At 52.7% G+C, this 19,964-nt stretch carries 15 protein-coding genes; 14 read left to right on the top strand and 1 reads right to left on the bottom strand.

The window, feature by feature from the left end; translation table 11 throughout:
- Nucleotides 1-50: 50 nt before the first annotated feature.
- The 3 genes from ACFE8Q_RS07675 (at nt 51) to ACFE8Q_RS07665 (ending at nt 3,940) form a co-directional block, all read left to right on the top strand.
- A complete protein-coding gene (locus ACFE8Q_RS07675; protein ID WP_375444785.1) occupies nt 51-218 on the top strand; it encodes a hypothetical protein in 168 nt (55 codons plus the stop codon).
- Between the two features lie 124 nt (nt 219-342).
- Nucleotides 343-1,812, top strand: a complete 1,470-nt coding sequence (locus ACFE8Q_RS07670) for an endo-1,4-beta-xylanase (protein WP_375444784.1) — start codon at nt 343-345, stop codon at nt 1,810-1,812.
- Between the two features lie 37 nt (nt 1,813-1,849).
- Nucleotides 1,850-3,940: an alpha-galactosidase gene (locus ACFE8Q_RS07665; protein WP_375444783.1), complete on the top strand. Its 2,091-nt coding sequence runs from the start codon at nt 1,850-1,852 to the stop codon at nt 3,938-3,940.
- A gap of 37 nt (nt 3,941-3,977) precedes the next feature.
- On the opposite strand, the gene ACFE8Q_RS07660 is transcribed toward ACFE8Q_RS07665, so the two are convergent.
- Nucleotides 3,978-4,883 (bottom strand): AraC family transcriptional regulator, encoded by a 906-nt coding sequence (locus ACFE8Q_RS07660; RefSeq protein WP_375444782.1) that lies wholly within the window; start codon nt 4,881-4,883, stop codon nt 3,978-3,980.
- A 163-nt stretch (nt 4,884-5,046) separates the two neighbouring features.
- Here ACFE8Q_RS07660 and ACFE8Q_RS07655 point away from each other — a divergent pair, with 163 nt between their 5' ends.
- From ACFE8Q_RS07655 to ACFE8Q_RS07605, 11 genes are all read left to right on the top strand, one after another.
- Complete coding sequence (locus ACFE8Q_RS07655) at nt 5,047-7,164, top strand: glycoside hydrolase family 36 protein (RefSeq protein ID WP_375444781.1); 2,118 nt, start codon at nt 5,047-5,049, stop codon at nt 7,162-7,164.
- Between the two features lie 36 nt (nt 7,165-7,200).
- Nucleotides 7,201-8,049, top strand: a complete 849-nt coding sequence (locus ACFE8Q_RS07650; RefSeq protein ID WP_375444780.1) for a phytanoyl-CoA dioxygenase family protein — start codon at nt 7,201-7,203, stop codon at nt 8,047-8,049.
- A gap of 73 nt (nt 8,050-8,122) precedes the next feature.
- Entirely contained in the window at nt 8,123-8,698 is a 576-nt protein-coding gene (locus ACFE8Q_RS07645) for an RNA polymerase sigma factor (RefSeq protein ID WP_375444779.1), read from the top strand.
- 138 nt (nt 8,699-8,836) lie between these two features.
- A complete protein-coding gene (locus tag ACFE8Q_RS07640; protein ID WP_375444778.1) occupies nt 8,837-9,064 on the top strand; it encodes a hypothetical protein in 228 nt (75 codons plus the stop codon).
- Nucleotides 9,065-9,070: 6 nt separating this feature from the next.
- The gene (locus tag ACFE8Q_RS07635) at nt 9,071-10,564 is read left to right on the top strand and encodes a glycoside hydrolase family 28 protein (protein ID WP_375444777.1); all 1,494 of its coding nucleotides are present in this window, start codon (nt 9,071-9,073) and stop codon (nt 10,562-10,564) included.
- Nucleotides 10,565-10,591: 27 nt separating this feature from the next.
- Nucleotides 10,592-12,751, top strand: a complete 2,160-nt coding sequence (locus ACFE8Q_RS07630; protein WP_375444776.1) for a formylglycine-generating enzyme family protein — start codon at nt 10,592-10,594, stop codon at nt 12,749-12,751.
- 20 nt (nt 12,752-12,771) lie between these two features.
- Nucleotides 12,772-13,743, top strand: a complete 972-nt coding sequence (locus tag ACFE8Q_RS07625; protein WP_375444775.1) for a hypothetical protein — start codon at nt 12,772-12,774, stop codon at nt 13,741-13,743.
- A 68-nt stretch (nt 13,744-13,811) separates the two neighbouring features.
- Nucleotides 13,812-16,415: a glycoside hydrolase gene (locus ACFE8Q_RS07620; RefSeq protein WP_375444774.1), complete on the top strand. Its 2,604-nt coding sequence runs from the start codon at nt 13,812-13,814 to the stop codon at nt 16,413-16,415.
- An 18-nt stretch (nt 16,416-16,433) separates the two neighbouring features.
- Nucleotides 16,434-17,906: a hypothetical protein gene (locus ACFE8Q_RS07615; protein ID WP_375444773.1), complete on the top strand. Its 1,473-nt coding sequence runs from the start codon at nt 16,434-16,436 to the stop codon at nt 17,904-17,906.
- 95 nt (nt 17,907-18,001) lie between these two features.
- Nucleotides 18,002-18,496 carry a hypothetical protein gene (locus tag ACFE8Q_RS07610; RefSeq protein ID WP_375444772.1) on the top strand — a complete coding sequence of 165 codons (495 nt, stop codon included), beginning with the start codon at nt 18,002-18,004 and terminating at the stop codon, nt 18,494-18,496.
- A gap of 109 nt (nt 18,497-18,605) precedes the next feature.
- Nucleotides 18,606-19,907 (top strand): polysaccharide pyruvyl transferase family protein, encoded by a 1,302-nt coding sequence (locus ACFE8Q_RS07605; protein WP_375444771.1) that lies wholly within the window; start codon nt 18,606-18,608, stop codon nt 19,905-19,907.
- The last annotated feature ends 57 nt before the right edge of the window (nt 19,908-19,964 follow it).

Below are 19,964 nucleotides of genomic sequence, written 5' to 3'. Positions count from 1 at the left end.
CGGTCCCGCGTCCGGGCCCAGCGTCAGCAATACTGGCCTAACCAATTCTTATGAGAAACCTCTGCCTAAGGCTGGTCATCATCACCGTGTGGGATACGCTGATTCAGCCGCTGGGCGAAGGCCGCTACGACACCTACGGCTTCCTGAAAACATTCTGGGACAAGGTCGTTGACCGCCATCTACTGGCGGGCACCAGCCTGACCATCACGACCGATTAAAGCAGCGCTATGCCGATGAGGAAAGCCACATGGCCAGGTACGTTGTCACCAACCAGGATCGGGAGTCGGGAAAAAATAGCCATTTCCCGTTTAACAGATAAACAGCCCTACGAAGGTGCATCTAATGCTCAACATCTCTGTTTGCCGGTTTCTGCCGATTGATTTACTACGTCTCTTTCGTCTAGCTGTCGCTATCTGTCTGCTTGTGAATGTTGGTAGCCCTGCCTGCCGGGCGCAACCAACGGGGAAACGAATCGAAGAGCAGGCCGCCGCGGTTACGGCTGGTCGGGACTCACTGGCCAATCAGCGAAGCCGGATCGAAGCGGAGTACCTGGCCAAAGCCACCGCCAATATTGAAAAATACCGGAAAGGCGACGCGCAGCTAACGTTTGTCGATGCGGCAGGCAAGCCGTTACGGAACGTGTCGGTAACGGTCAATCAGGTAGCGCAGGATTTTCTGTTTGGTAACCTGGTGTTTGAACTGGGGAATTTTGCGCCGAAGGTGCCGTACAAAGTCGACGTCTTCAAGGAGCGGTTCAAAGCCCTGTTCAACTTTGCCATTCTGCCTTTTTACTGGGCGAAATACGAACCCAAACCCGGTATGCCCGACTGGAAAAGCAACCAGGAGGCTATTGAGTGGTGCCGCGCCAACAACATCACGACCAAAGGCCACCCCCTCGGCTGGACGTCGCCATCGGGCACGCCGAAATGGCTGCTTCGCATGCCTGCACAGGAGGCTGAAGCCGTTTACAAAGCCCGGATCATTAATAACGTAGTGGGTTATAAAGGGCAGATCGATATCTGGGATGTGGTAAATGAGCCGGTAAATACGGTGCCGTGGGAAAGTGCCCTGAAAGACACCGCCAATAATAATGACTTTCGCTACAGTGTCAACGACGTGTCGGTTGAGTCGATCGCGCCCTGGGTCGAGCGGTCGTTTAAGTGGGCGCACGAGGCAAACCCCGACGGGCATTATATTCTGAATGAGTACTTTACACTGGCGATTCCGAAGGTCAGGGAGCGGTTTTACCGGTTGTTGAAAGACTTGCGGAGCCGTAATACACCGATCGGCGGCATTGGCATTCAGGGCCACGAACCGCGCGAGATGTGGTTTTCACCCGTGGAGGTGTACAAGACCTTTGATCTGTATCAGGAATTTGGCCTGCCCATCCACATCACCGAACTCATTCCGCAGTCGTCGGGAAAAGCGATCACGGGCTGGCGAACAGGCACCTGGACAGAAGAGGCGCAGGCCGAGTTTGCCAAACAATTTTACACCCTGGCCTACGGTCATCCGGCCGTGGCGTCGATCAACTGGTGGGGGCTGTCCGACAAGAACATCTGGCTGAAAGGAGGCGGGTTGCTGGACGAGGCCTACAATCCCAAGCCCGTGTACAACACGTTGTTGACGCTGATCAAGACCGACTGGATGACTAAAAATGTGACCGTTTCGACCAGTAAGCAGGGGAAAGCGGCTTTCCGGGGATTTTACGGCAAGTATCAACTGGTAATTACGAAACCCAACGGAAGCCAGCAAACGCTGGAGGTTCACCTACGCGAAAAAGCAGCTAATCAATGGACGTTTACGCTGTGAATTGACCAGATATTACCCCATTTCTACTCCCTTGTAAATGAAACGTCTTTTATTTTCTGGTAGCCTATCTACCCTTCTTCTCATCACTGGTTTGGCAAAAGGACAGTCGTTGCAAAGCTGCCGGGCTGTGTTGAGCCATGATACGCTGGTGCTTGAAAACGACCGGATAGCCCGGCGGTTCAGTTGGAACAACGGCCACCTTATTACCCTGAGCCTGACGGATAAAAAGCAGCAGAGAACCTGGAACTGGATCAGTATAGACCCTGACTGCTCGTTTCCCGGCCACGCAAAGGCGGGCGATAATGGCCAGTTGGAAACAAAACAGGTGGTGGGCCAACTCAACCAGACCGACCATCTGGAGGTGAGCGTCACCACCCGGCTGGGTACGTTGTCGGTGCGGCGGGTCTTCCGAATCTACCCCGGACTGGCGGCGCTGAACTGTACGTTTTACCTGCAAGGAAAGGCGTCGGCTGAGTGGCAGCAGGCGGCTAAAAAGGCGGCGGGCGGTATGGATTTCAAGAACATTGAGTCGCAGGATGACCTGAACAAGTTTTTCGCTACGGCACCTGCTATGGATAAACTGGCGCTGGCGGGCAATCACTGGCGGGGCCGGGCCGTTGAGTTCGTGGACATGACCGACCGCAATAATACGCTGGTCAATGAAGTGGCTTACAACCTGTACCGTCAGCCCGGTTATTTGACAGGCAACCTGCTCTGGCTCAATGATGGTTTGTCGGGCTCGTCGTTTTTTATCCTGAAAGAGTCGCCCGTTTCGGCGGTGCAACTGGCTAATCCGGGCTTCGATTTTCTGGTCAAGAATGGCAGTGTGCAACCGGTGGGCGTTGGCATTATTCCCGCTGATCTGTCGGAAACGGCCTGGGTGCGTGGCTACGGCTACACGCTGGGGCTGGGTGGTGCGTCTGAACTGGAAGGCCTCCAAACGCTTCGAAGCTATCAGGATGCTAAGCGCCCCCGCCGCCCCGCCCGCGACGATATGATTTTGATGAATACCTGGGGAGACCGCAACAAAGACACCAAAATCAGGGAGCAGTTTATCATCAATGAGTTGCAGAAAGCGGCCGGGCTGGGTGTGAGCCGGTTCCAGATCGACGATGGCTGGCAACTTGGCAAGTCGATGAATTCGGCTACGCCGGGCGGCAGCAGCGAAGCCATCTGGAACAATCCTGCGTACTGGACGCCTGATCCTGAACGGTTCCCGAACGGCCTGAAACCCGTTATCGAGGCGGCTCGAAAACTGAACATCGAACTTGGCTTATGGTTCAGCCCCAGCATCGACAGCAGTTTCCGGCATTGGGACAAAGACGCGCAAACCCTGATTGGCCTCTACAAACAGTACGGCATCCGAACGTTCAAGATTGATCTGGTGCAGATTCCCGATAAAACGGCGGAGGTCAATTTTCGGAAATTCCTCGACACGGTACAGGCCGCAACCAGCAATAATGTGGTCTTTAATATGGACGTAACGGCGGGGCGGCGCAATGGGTATCACTTCATGAATGAGTACGGCAATCTGTTTCTGGAAAACCGCTACACCGACTGGACGAATTACTATCCCTACTGGACGCTGCGTAACCTCTGGAACCTGTCCAGGTACGTGCCCGCTCAGAATTTGCAGATCGAGTTTCTGAACAAGTGGCGCAATGCCGACAAATACCCGGCTGGCGACCGGTTTGCCCCGGCCAATTACCCGTTCGATTACCTGTTTGCCATTACCATGATGGCGCAACCCCTGGCCTGGTTCGAGGCAACCGGTTTACCCGCCGAAGCCTTCCAGACGGCTCAACTGATCAAGACGTACCGGGCGTTGCAGCCGCAGATTCATGGCGGGCAGATTTTCCCCATCGGCGATGAACCCAGCGGCAAAAGCTGGACCGGATTTCAGTCGATTCGTTCGGAGAAAGACGGCTTTCTGCTCGTTTTTCGGGAAGATAATGCCGAGCCACAACAGGCGATACGTACCTGGCTTCCGGCCGGGAAACGGGTACGTCTACAGCCAGTATCGGGTAGAGGGAAAGCGCTGGAACTCGCCGTGTCGGCCGATGGCAGGCTACCGGTTACGCTGCCAACCGCCAACAGCTTCGGCTTTTACCGATACACCATTCTGTAATACGGACCGGGCATTCCTGCTCGGGCTGAAATGTGCGTTATGGTTGGCGGTTAATGCCTTCGCGCCTGCGGTATTCGACGGGCGACAGGCCCATCTGCTTTTTGAAGAGCCTCGAGAAGTAAAACGGATCGTCGATGCCAATCTGCGAGGCCACTTCATTGATGCGTAAGTTGCTGAAATGCAGTAGCTGGCAGGCTTTCTGGATGCGCAGGTGATTGAAGTACTCAATTGGGGCATAACCGGTATCCTGCTTGAATTTTCGGCAGAAGAACGACATGGACAAATTTGCTGCCTGGGCAATATTATCCAGTGTTACCGGCTCCGACAAGCTTTTTTGCATGAACAGGATTGCCTTGTTCGTTGGGGTGGTGGGTATGCTGGTAGCCAACTCTTTCTGGAAGTTTTCGGGCAGGATAAACGAAGCCAGAAAGAAAGGAAGTGCCAGATTGGCGTACAACAGATTGGAGGTACTGTATCCTTTCAGAAAGGTATCGAACATCCGGTCGAAGAGGCCCACCCGTTCGTCGGAATAAGGCACCCGAACAACCTGCGGTGTGTCATTTGGGCTGTCTATGATGGCGCTGACCGATTCGTGACAGTGGGTTCCGCTGAAATGAAACCAGTGAATGGTCCAGGGGTCGGCCGGGTCGGCCCCGTAGGCGTGTGGAATGCCCGGCGCGATGACGATTACCTCACCCGCCTGGACCACAATACGGCCTTTAGGCATCTGTAGCCATCCCTGACCGGCTGTACAGTAGAGCAAGATCACCTGCGAAATGCCAGCCGGCCGCTGGTAATAGTGGTGAAGGGCCTTCGGGTAAAAGCCCATTCGGGTGATGAACAGGCTACTGATCAAGGGCATAGTTCGGCACTTGTCGACCGTTTCCTTCGGAATTTCAATGATTCGTTCGCCGGCAAATCCACGGCTTTTTCGTGTTACCATACCCGTTGGTCTGCGTTGGTTCGATACGCAGAGTTAAAGATAAAATAATCCATGTTTAGGCTAAAATACTTCATTCGAGCAGTCTTGGAATAACTGAATTTTGTGGGTGTAAAGTGCAATCGAAATGCCTTTACTGCTACCCTATGGCATCTAAATCCTTTTCATGAAGACCTTTTTCCTCTTTTTACTCAACAGTTTTACCAGTGGCCTACTACTGGCGGCCGACCCCCCATTTGCCAAATGGACCAATACCGAGTTGCTTCTCAACAACGGCTTAGTCCAGCGTACCATTAAACTTCCATCGGCCGCCGCAGGTACGTTCCTTACAACGAGCTATAAACCCGTTGCTGGTGAGTTCAAGTATTTTCAGAAGACGAATGCCGACTTTCAGTTTGAACTGAACGACAAGGTCTATACTGGATCAGACGAGTGGCAACTGGTAACGGTTCAGAAAATTACCGATGAGCGGCAGGGTGATGGGGCCGCTGCAACGCTCAGGAGCAAGGACGGTGCGGCCGAGGTTACGGTAAACTTCTTGCTGTATCCCGGTTTGCCCGTCATCCGCAAGAGCCTGACGGTCAAGAACCTGGCCAACGAGCCAGTTCGCCTCGAATCGGTCGATGTAGAGAAATTTACGGCGACCGCATATTACGCCACCACGTTTAGCTGGATTTGCCACGATTATGGACGCAGACGGTCGATCGGGCCGTACGACGGCAATTTTCAGGATGCGTTGCTGACGGTTCACAACAGCGACTGGCAGCAGGGGATTGTGATTGGTAACGAAGCCGCCGGGGTGGTAAAACACACGTCGGTGTTTTGGGATGAGCCCACCCTTATCAGCGGACTGACGCACAAAAATGCGCGCTTCCCGTTTCGGAAATACATTGGCAAAGGCGAGTCATTCACTACGCCGCAGGTATTCACGATCGTATACAACAACCACAAAGACCCCGACGAGGTACTGAATACCGTGGTGCCCGATTTTGTGCGGAAACACATGGGCATCCGCCTCTCTGAACTGGCGCAGAAACCCACGTTCGTCTACAATACCTGGGTGCCTTTTCGGAAGGAGATCAATGAGAAACTGGTGATGGAACTCGCTAAATCGGCGGCCGATGCGGGCATGAAAGAATTCGTGATCGACGATGGCTGGGCGGATAATTATGGCGACTGGATCATCGACAAAAAGAAATTTCCCAATGGCCTGAAACCCGTTTTCGATTATATCAAATCGCTGGGTATGAAGCCGGGCATGTGGATTAGCGTTGGCAGTGCTTCGCCCGACAGTAAAGTGTATCAGGCGCATCCAGACTGGTTTGTGCTCGACGAAAAGCAGCAACCGGCCAACCTGCACGAAGATGATCTGAAGATGCGTACGGCCTGCTTCGGGACCGAGTGGCGGGGTTACATCAAAGATGTGCTGCTGAAACTGGCACTCGATTATGGCCTGGAATACATGAAGCTTGATTTCACGGTGGTGACCAGTACGTACCGGTTTGGCAATAAAGTAACGGGTTGTTATGCCACCGGCCACAAGGGGCATACCGATCATCACGAGTCGTTGTACAGTAACTACGAAGCAGTGTGGAAGCTGTTTGACGAGCTACACGCCGCCAAGCCTAACCTCTTCATCGACTGCACGTTCGAGACGATGGGCGGCCTGCAACTGATCGATTATGCCATGCTGAAACATGCCGAAGGCGACTGGCTGTCTAATTTTTACGGCCCGCCAGATGCCAACGTGGATCTGCGCGTGCGGAACATGGCCTGGTGGCGGTCGCCTGCCGTTCCTGCTACGGCGCTGGTCATTGGCAACCCCGAAATGCAGGACCCTGGCTGGGAGATGCATATCAAATCGCTGGCCGGTGCCCTGCCCATCATGCTGGGCGATCCCCGGAAATTAGCCGCCCCTGATCTGAAAAAATACCGGGCCTACGCCGATTGGCTGCAAGCCATGGAAAACAAGCATCAGATCATGACCTACCGGCAAGATTTGGCCGGTTTTGGGGAACCAATGGAAGGCATGTGGGATGGCTTTCAGCGGATCAACACGGAAACCAGGAAAGGCGGTATTGTCGGGATATTCCGGCATGGCGCTACGGAAACAAAACGCATGGTGACGGTTCAGCACCTCGACGATACCAGACGGTATCAGGTGAAGGGCATGGACGGGAAAATTATCGCCAGCCTGACCGGACAGGCGCTGAAAACATCGGGCTTCCCCGTGACCCTGTCCGGCCTTCACTCTGGCGAACTTTTTGAGATTAGTGCCAATTAGAAACACTCTTTTTTCAATCAATTAACGTCAGGCAACATGACAAACGAAGCATTAACACCCGCTCAGGTTCAGCAGTACAACGAAGATGGCTACCTGATTATCAAAAGCTTTCTGAATGTGGACGAAGCCGAAAAGCTGTATAACGTCGCTATCGAAGACAGTGCCGTGAGCCAGAACGCCATTAACGTAAACGACAGTAGCGGCAAACGGAGCAAACTGTCGCTCTGGTACAAACCCGGCAACGACGTGTTTGGTCTGCTCACCCGCAGTCAGCAACTAGTAGATTCGGTTGATAAACTGCTCGACCGGAATGCGGACGGTAGTCAGGATGGCGTGTGCCATTTTCACTCGAAACTGATGCAGAAAGAGCCGCGCGTAGGGGGGGCCTGGGAATGGCATCAGGATTACGGCTACTGGTACAAGAACGAGTTTCTGCTGCCCGACCAGATGATGTCGGTGATGGTGGCCATCACGGATGCCAACCAGGAGAACGGCTGTTTGCAGGTTATTAAAGGCTCACACAAAATGGGTCGGGTGGAACACGGTTTTGCCGGTGAGCAGGTGGGTGCTTCACAGCGGTATGTGGATCTGGCGCTGAAAACGATGGAGCTGGTTTTTGTGGAGTTGAAAGCGGGCGACGTTCTGTTTTTCCACAGCAATATTCTCCACCGGTCCGAAGCCAACCTGTCCGATAAAGCCCGCTGGTCGATCATTTCGTGCTACAACCGGGAATCGAATTTTGGCTACAACGAGTCGTCGTCATCGTCGTCGAGTGTAACACCCATCGACGTGGTGCCCAACGAGGCGTTGCTGACCTGGGAGGCGTCGAGCCTGGCCGATGGGGCCGATTTTCTGGCTAAAGAAGCGGATGTGGCCCTCAGGTAGGCTGGCCAGGTACGTACCCGGCCCGTTCGATTGCAGCGAGTATCCCATTTGAGCATCACCCTGGTAGCCCCTTATGAAAAACCACCTAACCCAATCTGAACATATTCTCCTCTGGGACACGTTTCGCAGCGGGAGTCAGGATGCTTTTTCGCAGTTGTATTCGCTGTTTGCAGCCGACCTGTATCGCTACGGGTACAACCTGGTCAGGAATCGGCAGGTGGTAGAGGATTGCCTGCACGAACTGTTTCTGTACCTGCACGATAACCGCTTACGGCTGGGCGCGACCGACAACATTCGGTTCTATCTTTTTCGCGCCCTTCGTCGGCGTCTGTTGGATACAGTAGGCCGGTTAACGAAATATGGATCAGACGATTATCTTTTTATCGACGCCGCTTTTGTGATTCAGCCCTACGAAACCGCGCTGATTGAACGTGAGTTGGCCGAGCGCCAGAAAGAGCTGATGAGTGCCGCTCTGAACAGGCTTCCAAAACGGCAGAAAGAGATTCTGTACCTTGTTTACACAAAGGGGCTGACGTACCCGGAAACCGCCGAAGTGATGGATATTTCGATGAAGAGCGTCTACAATACGATGAACATGGCGTTGATGACCATGCGCAGGTACGTTCATGAGTCAGCCAGCGTCTGCTGACAGAGTACACGTTGCCCGGGGTGGCTGGTCGGAAGCACCGGGTAACGCGTAGAGAAAGAGGGGTAAACCGGGAAAATTCGGGCTAATGCTGTTTTACAGATACGCTTTGCCGTGCATCGCCTTTTTTCCTGCTCTCCTATGAAATTGTCTCTGCTACTGGCTGGTTTCACCGGCCTGATTCCGTTACTCAGCCAGTTGGATGAGCATCCAAAGAACGATAGAAAAACACCCCCGCAAACGCTTCGACAGGCGGTTTCTTTTCCAATTGGTTTTGCCGTAAACCCCAGTCGGATTCTGGAAACGGGGCCATACCGGGAGACGGTGAATTGGGAGGGAGATAGCCTCACGGCCGAATACCTACCCTAACCCACCATGAAAAAATTCTTTTTAGTACTCCTGACTTGTCTGTCGAGCCTGGGTTACGCGCTGGCTCAATCGTATAATATCCGCGACTTTGGGGCAAAAACAGACAGCACGTTTCTGAACACGAAAGCGATTCAGAAAGCAATCGATAAATGCTACGGCAACGGTGGGGGCGAGGTGGTAGTCCCGGCGGGTACGTTCTACACGGGCACCATCTTCCTGAAGTCGAACGTGTACCTGCACCTGATGCCGGGGGCCGTGTTGCAGGGCAGCTACAACCCCGCCGATTACCCCGAACACAACATTCTGGCCGCCAAGAAATTTGGCACGATCACGCATAACGGGCTGTACCTGAATTACATGAAAGGCCTGGTTATTGCCGACAAGGCAACCCATACCGGCATTATTGGGCTGGGTACGTTACGCGGACCCGGCGAAGGAAAAGCGTTTCAACTGGGGCTGAATAAAGACGGTAAACCCAAAAATATATTCTTTATCGGTTGTCAGGATGTGTTGCTGGAAGGCATCAGCATCCTGAATTCGGCGCAGGTGACCGTCTCGATTTCGGGTTGCGAACGGGTGACGATCAACCGGATTTACCTGCGAAGCTGGGTGAACTGGAACTGCGACGGGCTGGATATTGATGGTAAGGACGTCACCATTTCTGACAGCCGCATCGACTCGGAAGACGATGCGTTGTGTTTTAAAAGTGAGTATCTGGAGAAGTTCTGCGAGAACATCACGGTTACCAACTGCGTGCTGTCGAGCATCTGCAACGGCATCAAATTTGGAACAGGTTCGCGGACGGGTTTCCGGAATATCACGGTCAGCAATTGCGTCATCAAAAAGGGATCGGTGAATGGGTATCGGCATTGGGCTATGCCATCGAGTATCGTGTATAACCCCGAAGAAACGAGCGTTAACTGCGGCATCGTGATTCTGGGCGTCGATGGCGGCATCGTGGAGAATATCAACATCTCGGATATCGTGATGACCGATGTGCTGAGTCCGATCTTTATCCGGGTGGGCAAGCGGTTTGTAAATTCGGAGCAGAAACCGTCGGTGATGCGGCACATCAACATTCAGAATGTCAGGGCCGAAACACGTAGCGTCATTCCAACCATCATTGCGGGGCTGGAGGAGAGCCCGGCCGAAGATATTCGGCTATCGAACATTCGGATTACGGTTCTGATGGGTGTTTCGGCCGATTCACTCAAGACATTTCCAGCCGTTGTTCGTGAAGATATCAAAGGGTATCCCGAGAACCGGCTGACGTTCGGGACAAAGCTACCAGCCAGTGCTTTTTATGTTCGGCATGTGAAAGGATTGGTGCTCAATGATATAGTGGTCACCTACAGGCAGCCCGATACCCGCCCCGCCTTTTATATCGACGATGTGATTGGTATGAAGCTGCGCACCGTGTCTATCGATAACAAAAAGCTGGAAAAAAGTGAGGCCATGCTGGTTCAGAAGAAGAGCGAGCAGGTTGAACTGATCGAGTAATGACTGCCTGAAATAACCCAAAGCAGTATGCGCAGAAGTGGAATCATTGGTTTGTTAGTCATGTGCTGCTGGGCGGGAAATGCGTTCGGACAAAATAAAAACGCCCTTTCTGAGAAATACTACCAACTGATTGAAGCACCCTCGGCCCCCGAGAAATGGGATGCGTGGCGGAAAGAAGTACGTACCTGGCGGGATTCGACCCTGAAGCAGTTGAATTACAAGGGAGAAAATTATCGGAAAAGCGACTACAAATGGGCCTCGAGTGCGTACTCCACCTTTTTTCTGATGGCCAACGACCGAAACCTGTATGATAAACAGGGACGGTACGACATCCGAAATTGCCTGAAAAAGTACGAGGAGAATTACGGGGGCGTCGATGTGGTGGTGCTGTGGCCCACGTACCCACAACTGGGATTCGACAACCGGTCGCAATATTCGTTTTACCGGAACTTGCCCGGTGGTGTTGCGGGATTAAAGCAGTTGTGCAGCCAACTACACAAGATGGGCAAAAAACTGATGATCGCGTATAACCCCTGGGATAATGTGGCGCGAAATCAGGGTAAAACCGATGAGGATCAACTGCTTGAGTTATTGAAGGAAACAGGTGCCGACGGCGTTTATCTGGATACGATTTCAAACGTCGACGGCTTTTTTCAGCAAATGCAACGCTCGAATCCGGGTGCTATTTTCCAGTCCGAGATTCCGATTCGGCCCGATGTGCTGAATCAGGTGCACCAATCGTGGCTGGAAGTGGGCTGGAATGAACGCTACAAAAATCTGGAGTTTGCCGAAGTGCCCGCCCTCGTTCGGAACCGCTGGCTGGAGCAGCGCCATATGATTTATCGGCTGTCGCGGTTTAGCCATGAGCAATCGACGCTGATTCAAAATGCCTGGATCAACGGCTGTGGCGTGGTGCTGTGGGAAAACGTGTTCGGCACCGTCAACGAAGTGAACCCCCGCGATCGGTCGCTGTTGCGCAGCCTATTGCCCATCATGCGACGGTACACCGACTTTTTTACGGCGGGTGATTGGTTCCCGTTGTTGCCCGTTAAACTCAATCGCGTTTACGCCAGCCAATGGCAACTCGGCAACAAAACCCTATGGACGATCATCAATCGGCAGGAACAACCCGCCACGGGAAAACTGCTGGAAATAGACGCAACACCGGGAACAAAGTTCTTTGATTTGGTGGCCGGTAAGGCCCTGAAAACCCGCGTCGAAAACGGGAAAGTTAGTCTGTTTACGTCGCTGAAACCGAAAGCAATCGGCTGTATCCTGGCTATGCCTGAAGCCGACCTGACGCCGGATTTTCACGCCTTTCTGGCCAGTCAGGCGAGCGGCCTGGCGAAAGCTGATTTCAGCACGGTCTATGTATTACCCGCTCATCGGTTAACGCCCGTTGGTACCACAAAAAAACAGGCAGCCGGTCAGTTGCCGCCGGGGATGGTCGCTGTGCAGACTCCCCGCGATTCGGTGACGATGACGTTTAGCTTCCGCCAGCGGGAAGGCGGCTTTTACCCCCTGGGCGACTTTGTGGATTACTCGTACAGTCAGGATCGGAATGACCTGATCAAGGGTAACGTATCGGTGAAGCTGACGCCGTTTGCCGTGGATGAAACGCTGGTGACGAACGCTCAATTTGCGGCTTTTTTAAGGGCAAGTGGCTATAAGCCAACGCATCTCGAAAATTTTCTGGCCCACTGGGTAGCCGGTGCGCCGCCAAACGGGCAGGAGAACCATCCCGTTGTCTGGATTGACCTCACCGATGCCCGTGCGTATGCAAAATGGGCCGGGAAGCGACTACCCACCGAAGCGGAATGGCAGTGGGTGGCCCAAAACGGGAGCGAAGCCAATTCGTATCCCTGGGGTAACGCGCTCGATTCGACGGTGGTAAATACCGGTCAGTATGGGGGCACAACGCCCGTGACCCGATTCGAAAAAGGGAGAACCAAACAGGGAGCCTACGACATGAGCGGTAATGTGTGGCAACTGACCGAAAGCGAACGGACCGACGGCTACAATACCTACATCATCCTCCGGGGTGGCGCGTGGTACGTCAACCGAACGTCGGAGTGGTACGCTGATCAGGGGGCGCAACAGACCAGTTTCGGCGCAAAATATTTACTCACCTGGCCCGGCCTGGACCGATCCGCCACGGTAGGTTTCCGCTGTGTAGCCGACCTGTAATAAACCCAAATTCAACCGGTATGAGCGCATCTGTTTTACTTGTTTTCCTCACCCTGACCGGTGCTGCCTGTTTGGGTCAGGCAATGCCTGCACAGGGCGAATTGATCTTTGATACGGGTTTTGAGGGCAATAGCCGGGTGGTGCCGAACCCATCGACAAATGATCACGGTGCGCCGATGGAATACCTCGACGGCGTGGATTTGGGTTTTTCGACCAACAGCAACCGGCGTACCGATTGGCAGCGGGTGTTGAAGGGTGGCCGGATGCAGGTGCAATACACGGGTGGCGATTCGACCAAACGATTTGCGCGCGTAATGCCCGAACCAGGGAACCCGAAAAACCACGTGCTTCACTACTGGCTCAACGACTCGTGGGCCGCTTCGGAAAACCAGCAAAAAGCGCGTATTCAAACCAATTTGTACGGCTTCAACCAAGGGCTCACCGAGTTTTACCAGTCGGTGCGGGTGTTTCTGACCGACGATTTCAACGCGCTGAAGACGTACCCAAAGGCCATTAACTGGTGTACCATTTCGGAGTTCTGGAACAATGAATGGTGGGTGAAAGGTGAGCCATACGGGTTTCGGATCACGCTCGGAATTGGGAAGGCAAGTGGCGTTCAAAACGAGCTGAAGTTCATTTTGAACGCTGAAAATGCGGGTCAGAAAGAGATATGGCGGGCCAATTCGGCTACGTCAACCGTGACGGTGCCAATCGGGACGTGGTTTACGATGGACTATTACGTCAAAGAAGGCGATAAGGAAACTGGCCGGTTTTACCTCGCCATTACGCCCGACGGACAGCCAAAACAGGTGGTGTATGACATCACCAACTTCACGCACAACACCTCCGACCCGGCCCCCAACGGATTTACGGGCTACAACCCGATGAAACTCTACACCTCCAAGGAACTGATCAACCACGTGAAGGCGCAGGGCAAAACACTCCAGATCTATTGGGATGATTTTGCGCTATGGCAGGGAAAGAAACCTTAACATAGACCTGGCTTGTAGTGAGCGAATTGGACCTTTTTTGACTGGAAACCCACCTGAAACATAGAAAAATGAAGCTGACAATCTCTTTCCCTAACGCCTTTCTCTTAAAATCAACGCTCCTGCTGGTTGGGCTCATCACGTTCACAACGTACCTGCACGCCCAACCGAAAAAAATATACCTCGCCAACGACGATCACACCGATTATATGTGGACGGGCGACGAAGAGACGTATAAAAAAGCGTTCTCGGAGATGCTGGATTATTACATCAAGCTCAATGATTCAACCGCCCATCTGCCGTATAATCTGCAAAGCAAGTGGAATTGCGACGGCTCGTATTGGGTCTACAATTACCGGGAAACGCGTAGTCCCGAACAGTTTAGCAAGCTTATTAAACAGATCAAAGATGGCAAGATTACGGTACCCTTAAACTCCATGATTGTGTTGCTGGGAGCTGCCCCCGCCGAAGCCACCCTGCGCGACATGTATTATGCGGGCTCGCTGAAACGCAAATACGGACTGGACCTGTCGTTGGTTCTGAATATGGAAGATCAGGTGCTGCCCCTTGGGTTATCGTCATTATGGGCCGGGTCGGGGGCCAAATATTCCTGGAAAGGCGTTTGCGCCTGCGCCACCAAAGTCACCGGCCTCGACCGGCACAAACACCAGATGTACTGGTACAAAGGGCTCGACGACCAGAAGGTGTTGATGAAGTGGTATTCCGTGAATCCGTCGATGATAACTAACCGGAAAGAGTACCGCTACAACCTGGGTACGTACCTGGAAGCCTCGCACCAGCCCAATGCCGTCATCGACTGTAAAGCCCTGATGAATGATCCCATGTATCCGTACTCGATAGCGGCTGCTTTTGGCAAGGGTGGCGACGATCTGAAAACCCTCACCCGCAATTTTACGAAGGTAGCTAAAGAGAAGTCAGGGGCTGATTATGAGGTTATTGTGTCGAATGAAATTGATTTCTTTACCGACTTCGAAAAGCAGTACGGGGCCACTTTGCCGAGTGAAACAACCTCGTATGGCAGTACTGAATGGGGTAACAGTTTCGCGTCATTGGCTGAAGTTTCGGCTTCTGTGAAACGGGCCATTGAAAAGCTGAGAACAGCCGAAGCGGTCTATACGCTCGTTGCGCTGAAGGACAAGAAATTTGCGACCGATTTAGCTACCCAAAAAGAGAAAGCCTGGCTGGCGTGCGGCATGTATTTCGAGCACGACTGGACTGCCGACGGGCCACACATTACCCGCAAACAACGCGCCGATTGGCAAAAGAAAACGGCGGGCGTTTTTGTCAGCTACGCAGACACGTTATACAACCGGTCGCTTAAACGGCTGGGGCAGTTGATTGCCAAATCGAAAAACACGACCGAGTCATTTTATGTCTTTAACCCGCTGAACTGGGTACGTTCCGATTACAGCGATTATCCGTATTCAGGCTCAGCCTCGATTCGGGTTATTGACCGAACAACCGGGAAACAAGTGCCTTTTCAACTCATCAGGAAAAAGGAGAAACCTTACCTGCGGATTTTGGCGAGCAACATTCCGTCGGTAGGCTACAAGGTTTTCGAGATTCAAAAAGCAACTGTCCCGGCTACTTTCCCGAGTAACCTTGCCGTCACCGACAGCACGATTGAGAATCGGTTCTACAAGCTGAAATTTACCGCTCAGGGCGTTATCACGAGCCTGATCGAGAAAGCCACAAGCCGGGAATGGGTGAAGGCGACGGATAAATTGTATCTCAATGATCTGGGGTCTGGGTTAGGCAATGAAGGCGAGAAAGTGAAGGTCGAAAATAAGGGCGCGGTGTCGGCTACGCTCATGGCGTCTTCGTATAAACCGATCAAGCACACGTCGAAAGTGACCCTTTTCGAAAACAGCGACCGCATCGAACTGGAAAATTACATCACGCAAAATCTGGACGCCAAAGCGGTTACCTATGCCTTCTCGCTGAACCTCGAAAAGCCCGATACGTGGCATGAAGAAGCAGGGGCTATTCTGCACGTGAAACCAACGGCAAAAGGCGGACATTATGCCGACACCGCCAGCCGGTTCGACTGGTTAGCGATGAATCATTTTGCGGATATGTCGGATGCCGGCCGGGGTATGATCCTGTCGAACCGCGATGCTTATTTTATGAAAGTAGGCAAGAGCACCAATACGAAACTGGACGAAGAAACGCCCCAACTCAAGGTGCTGGCGGCTGGTCAGATCGACAACGCGCTGGGCATGGTCAATCAGGATGGCGATTCGTATTTCGAGCATTTTCTGGCCCTGAAACCACATGCCGGGGGCTTCAGCCCGAACGAGGCCATGCGGTTCTCTTTGGCCCATCAAAATCCGTTGGTCGCCCACTCGATACAGGGCGGAGCGGGTTACGACCCCAACCACTTTTCGCTCGTTACATTCTCAAGTCCAGACGCAATGATCTGGGCGTTGAAACCCGCCGAAGAAGGCATCGACAAGGGCATCATCATGCGCGTCTGGAACGTGGCCGACACCAGCAAACCCGTAACGGTGTCGGCCAGCGTACCCATCGAAAAAGGGTTTAGCACCACGCATATCGAAACGGACGATCGGGTTATTCAACTCGAAAGGGGCAAAATGACCACTGAATTAGGCCATAATCGGTTGCACACGTTCCGGCTGTTCCTTGCCAAATAATCTCCAAAAATCTACACGATGAATTATTCCTTTTTGCTGCTGGTCTTTATTGATTTTCTAGCTATAACCAGCCGTTCGTTAGCCACCTCTGTTTCGGTTCAAATGCCGGTAAACCAGTCGAATTACGCCTTCACCGATGCCGCTGACTTTGGTTATTCACCCACCGAAACGGGCGTAAACAATGTGAAAGCGTTACAGGCGGCTGTCGACAAGGGAGGAACTATTACAATCAGTAAAGTTGGTACGTATAAAATGGCTGGCACCGTTTATATCGGCGATAATACATCGCTCATTTTTGGGGCGGGGGTAGTCGTTGAAAAATCGAATGAAGCGGGAAAGTTCACGCATGTTTTTCTGAATAAAGGCGCACTAAACCGGGTGTACAACCACAACATCACCATTGCCGGACTGGATATTCGGGTCAACAACGTGGATTTGCCGATGAGTACGATTTATGGGTTGCGGGGGCATGTTGCCTTTTTTTACGTGAAAGACCTGAAAATCGAACGCTTCCGATGCTCCGGCCTGGTGAACGGGCAATTTGCCCTGCACATCTGCACCTTCGAAGATCTGCTGATCAATGATGTGATCATTACCGGCAAAAAAGACGGTATTCATTTGGGACCGGGTAAGCGATTCAAGATTAGTAACGGCGTTTTCCAGACCGGCGACGATGCCATTGCGCTGGTGCCCGGCGACTGGGTAAGTGCCAATCCTGAATTTGGCAATCTGGAAGACGGCGTGATTGAAAACTGCTCTGATATTCCCGATGATTACCTGGAAGGGGCTTTCTCCAAAATTGTTGCCTCCGCCTGGGTCGACTGGAAACCGGGCATCAGGGTTCGCCACGGCGATTGTGTGGTGGCGACCAATGGGCGTATGTACCGCGTTGTGGCCCAACTGGATGACCGGGTATATACGTCGGTAAAGGAACCTGGTTTCGAGAAGGGCATGATGGTGCTGGACAGCATCAACTGGCTGATGTTTCAGAAAGATACCATCCATACGGCCGTGGTGAAAAACGTGGTCTTTCGCGACATTTTTCTGTACAGTCAGCGGGTTCCGTTCCAAATTATCAGCTACAGCAACAAATGGTCGCACTCCTATTATCCGGGAGCGCCGTTGCCCGTTCAGGGGCCGCTTTCCTTTGACAACGTGACCATGTTCAGCGATACTAAAAAGCCGCTCGTCAAGGTCACAACTCCGCTCAATGTACTGAATATCCGCAACTCATCCCTGAAAAATAACTGGATTGATTTTGGGCATGCTGCCGATTATACAGTGTACCCAAAAACGTATGTCAACTTTGTTAACTGCCAGTTTAATTCGTCGGGTCCGTACACCTTAATTACCAACCTAAGTAAGGGTAAAGAAGTGTACGTTAAAACAACTGGTAGTATCGAAACCGGTACTAATTTTTCTGTAAACGTAGCGCAGGGGCCGGGGGTGATTCATGTGGATTCTGATCTGACAGGATTTATAAAGAAGTAGGAACGTACCTACGCTTCTCCGCTGATAGCCCGCAAATGGCCGGGCTGAAACCGGGAAAATCCCGTCGTAATCTGTTTTACAGGTACACCCTAGAGTTGCTACGCAATACGGAGGGCTCGGTGACTGATATCTCTATCGATAACTGCGGGCTGTGGCGTACGCTGGCCAACGTATTTCGCATCGGATTCAACAGACAGGCCTTGACAACCCGCAACATCACCATGCGCAACACCAACGTGATTCACATGAGCAAAGGCGAGTGGTATGCGCCCTGGTTGCTGTTTTGCATGGTCAGCCCCAACGGGAAAGGGCAGGCAACACATAGCGATTATGTGTTTAAGAACATCCGCTTTGAAGAGCTTCTGGCTCTCTTTGGTCTTCAAAACCCCGAAACGCAGTTTCAAAATAGTCGCTTCAAAGACATAACGATGCAGGACGGGCCGGTGCCTTCGGTTAGTAAAAACACCACCAGCGGGGTAACTCCCGAAAACGTGATGCTGAACGGAAAGCGGGTGGTTGCCGAAGCCGATATGCCACTGCGGTCGGGCAGTAAGCGGGTAGAGAATGCCACCTTCGGACCAATAAAATGACGCGTAACTGGTACGTAACCAGGCAGGTACGTTCAGCTTGCTCCTGATCTGACCGGATTGACAAAAGTGACCGTGTAATGAATCGAATCGCAATAAACCCCTCGTACAAATGCCTTTACCTTCTCCCACCCGTCGGGATTTTCTGCAACAGGCAGCCCTGCTGAGTGCTTCCATGCTGGCATCCCACGTAGGGCTGGCCACGGGGCAAAAAACCAACCCGGTCATTCTGCTTCGCTCGGGCTGGCAGATAGAGAATATTGGTGATGTAGCGCACACACCGGGTTTTCTGGCCTTGATGGAAACGTATTTACCCGGCGCACGCGCCATTTTCTGGCCCCACTACGCCATTCTTCCCCAGTCGGAAATTGATATGCTCGAGCACCGTTTCCCCCGTTTGCAGATTGTGCGCGGGAAGATCGTCGACGGCAAACCCGATAGCCCGGAGTTGGAAAAAGCGTTTGCCGAAGCTGATCTGTTTGTTCATAATTCTGGCCCGGCCATGATCGGCTGGGCCGAAGCCGAGGCGTTCAACACGCGAACCGGTAAGCCGTTTGGTGTTTTTGGCGTCACGTATGGGTTGTATGGCAAACAGGAACGCGCCACCCTGTCTAAAGCCGATTTTATCTATTTCCGGGATTCGGTTTCTCTGAATTTAGCTAAACAGGATGGTATAACCGCGCCAATCATGGCATTCGGGCCAGATGCGGCCTTCGGCACGGATGTGATTAATGGGGAAGCGGCCACTCGCTATCTGAAAGCCAATAACCTACAGCCGGGAAAATTTGTGGTATGCATTCCCAAACAACGCCATACCCCTGCCTGGCTGCACAAAGCCAAGAATCGCCCCGTTGATACCGTGCGACAGGCCCGTAACGAAGCGATGAAAGAACACGATCACGCACCGATGCGCGAAGCCATCACCGCCATTGTCCGACAAACGAATTGCAAGGTGCTGATTGGTCATGAGGACGAAACGGAATTACCCATCGGCAAGGAATGGCTGCTCGACAAGCTACCCGACGATGTAAAGAAGGGCGTTGTCTGGCGCAGCGAACCCTGGCTGCTGGAGGAGGCGCTGGGAATTTACCGCCAGTCGGCGGGGTATTTTGGTCACGAGCAACACACGCCGATCATGTGTATCGGAAACGGCATTCCCGCCATTCTGGGTCGCTGGGAAGAACAAAGCAGCAAAGGGTTTATGTGGAATGACATCGGCTTGTCTAACTGGTTGTTCGACTTCGACCGGGAGGAAGATATCAAGCGATACGTACCCACCGTGCTGGACATGGTCAAAAAACCGGTGGAGGCCAAAAAGTACGCCCGGCAGGCCCAGGAACTGGTTCGGCGTACCCACCGGCAGGGCTTTCAGGTCATGGAGAATGCCATAAACAAAGCTAAAAAACAGGGCTAATCAGGGCCGAAGTCGCCACCATTGCCCCGTCAATGAACACAACAATGAACCGTTTAT

The organism is uncultured Fibrella sp. (assembly GCF_964250085.1).
Classification (GTDB): Bacteria; Bacteroidota; Bacteroidia; order Cytophagales; family Spirosomataceae; genus Fibrella.
This window is presented reverse-complemented; position numbering and strand designations above follow the sequence as displayed.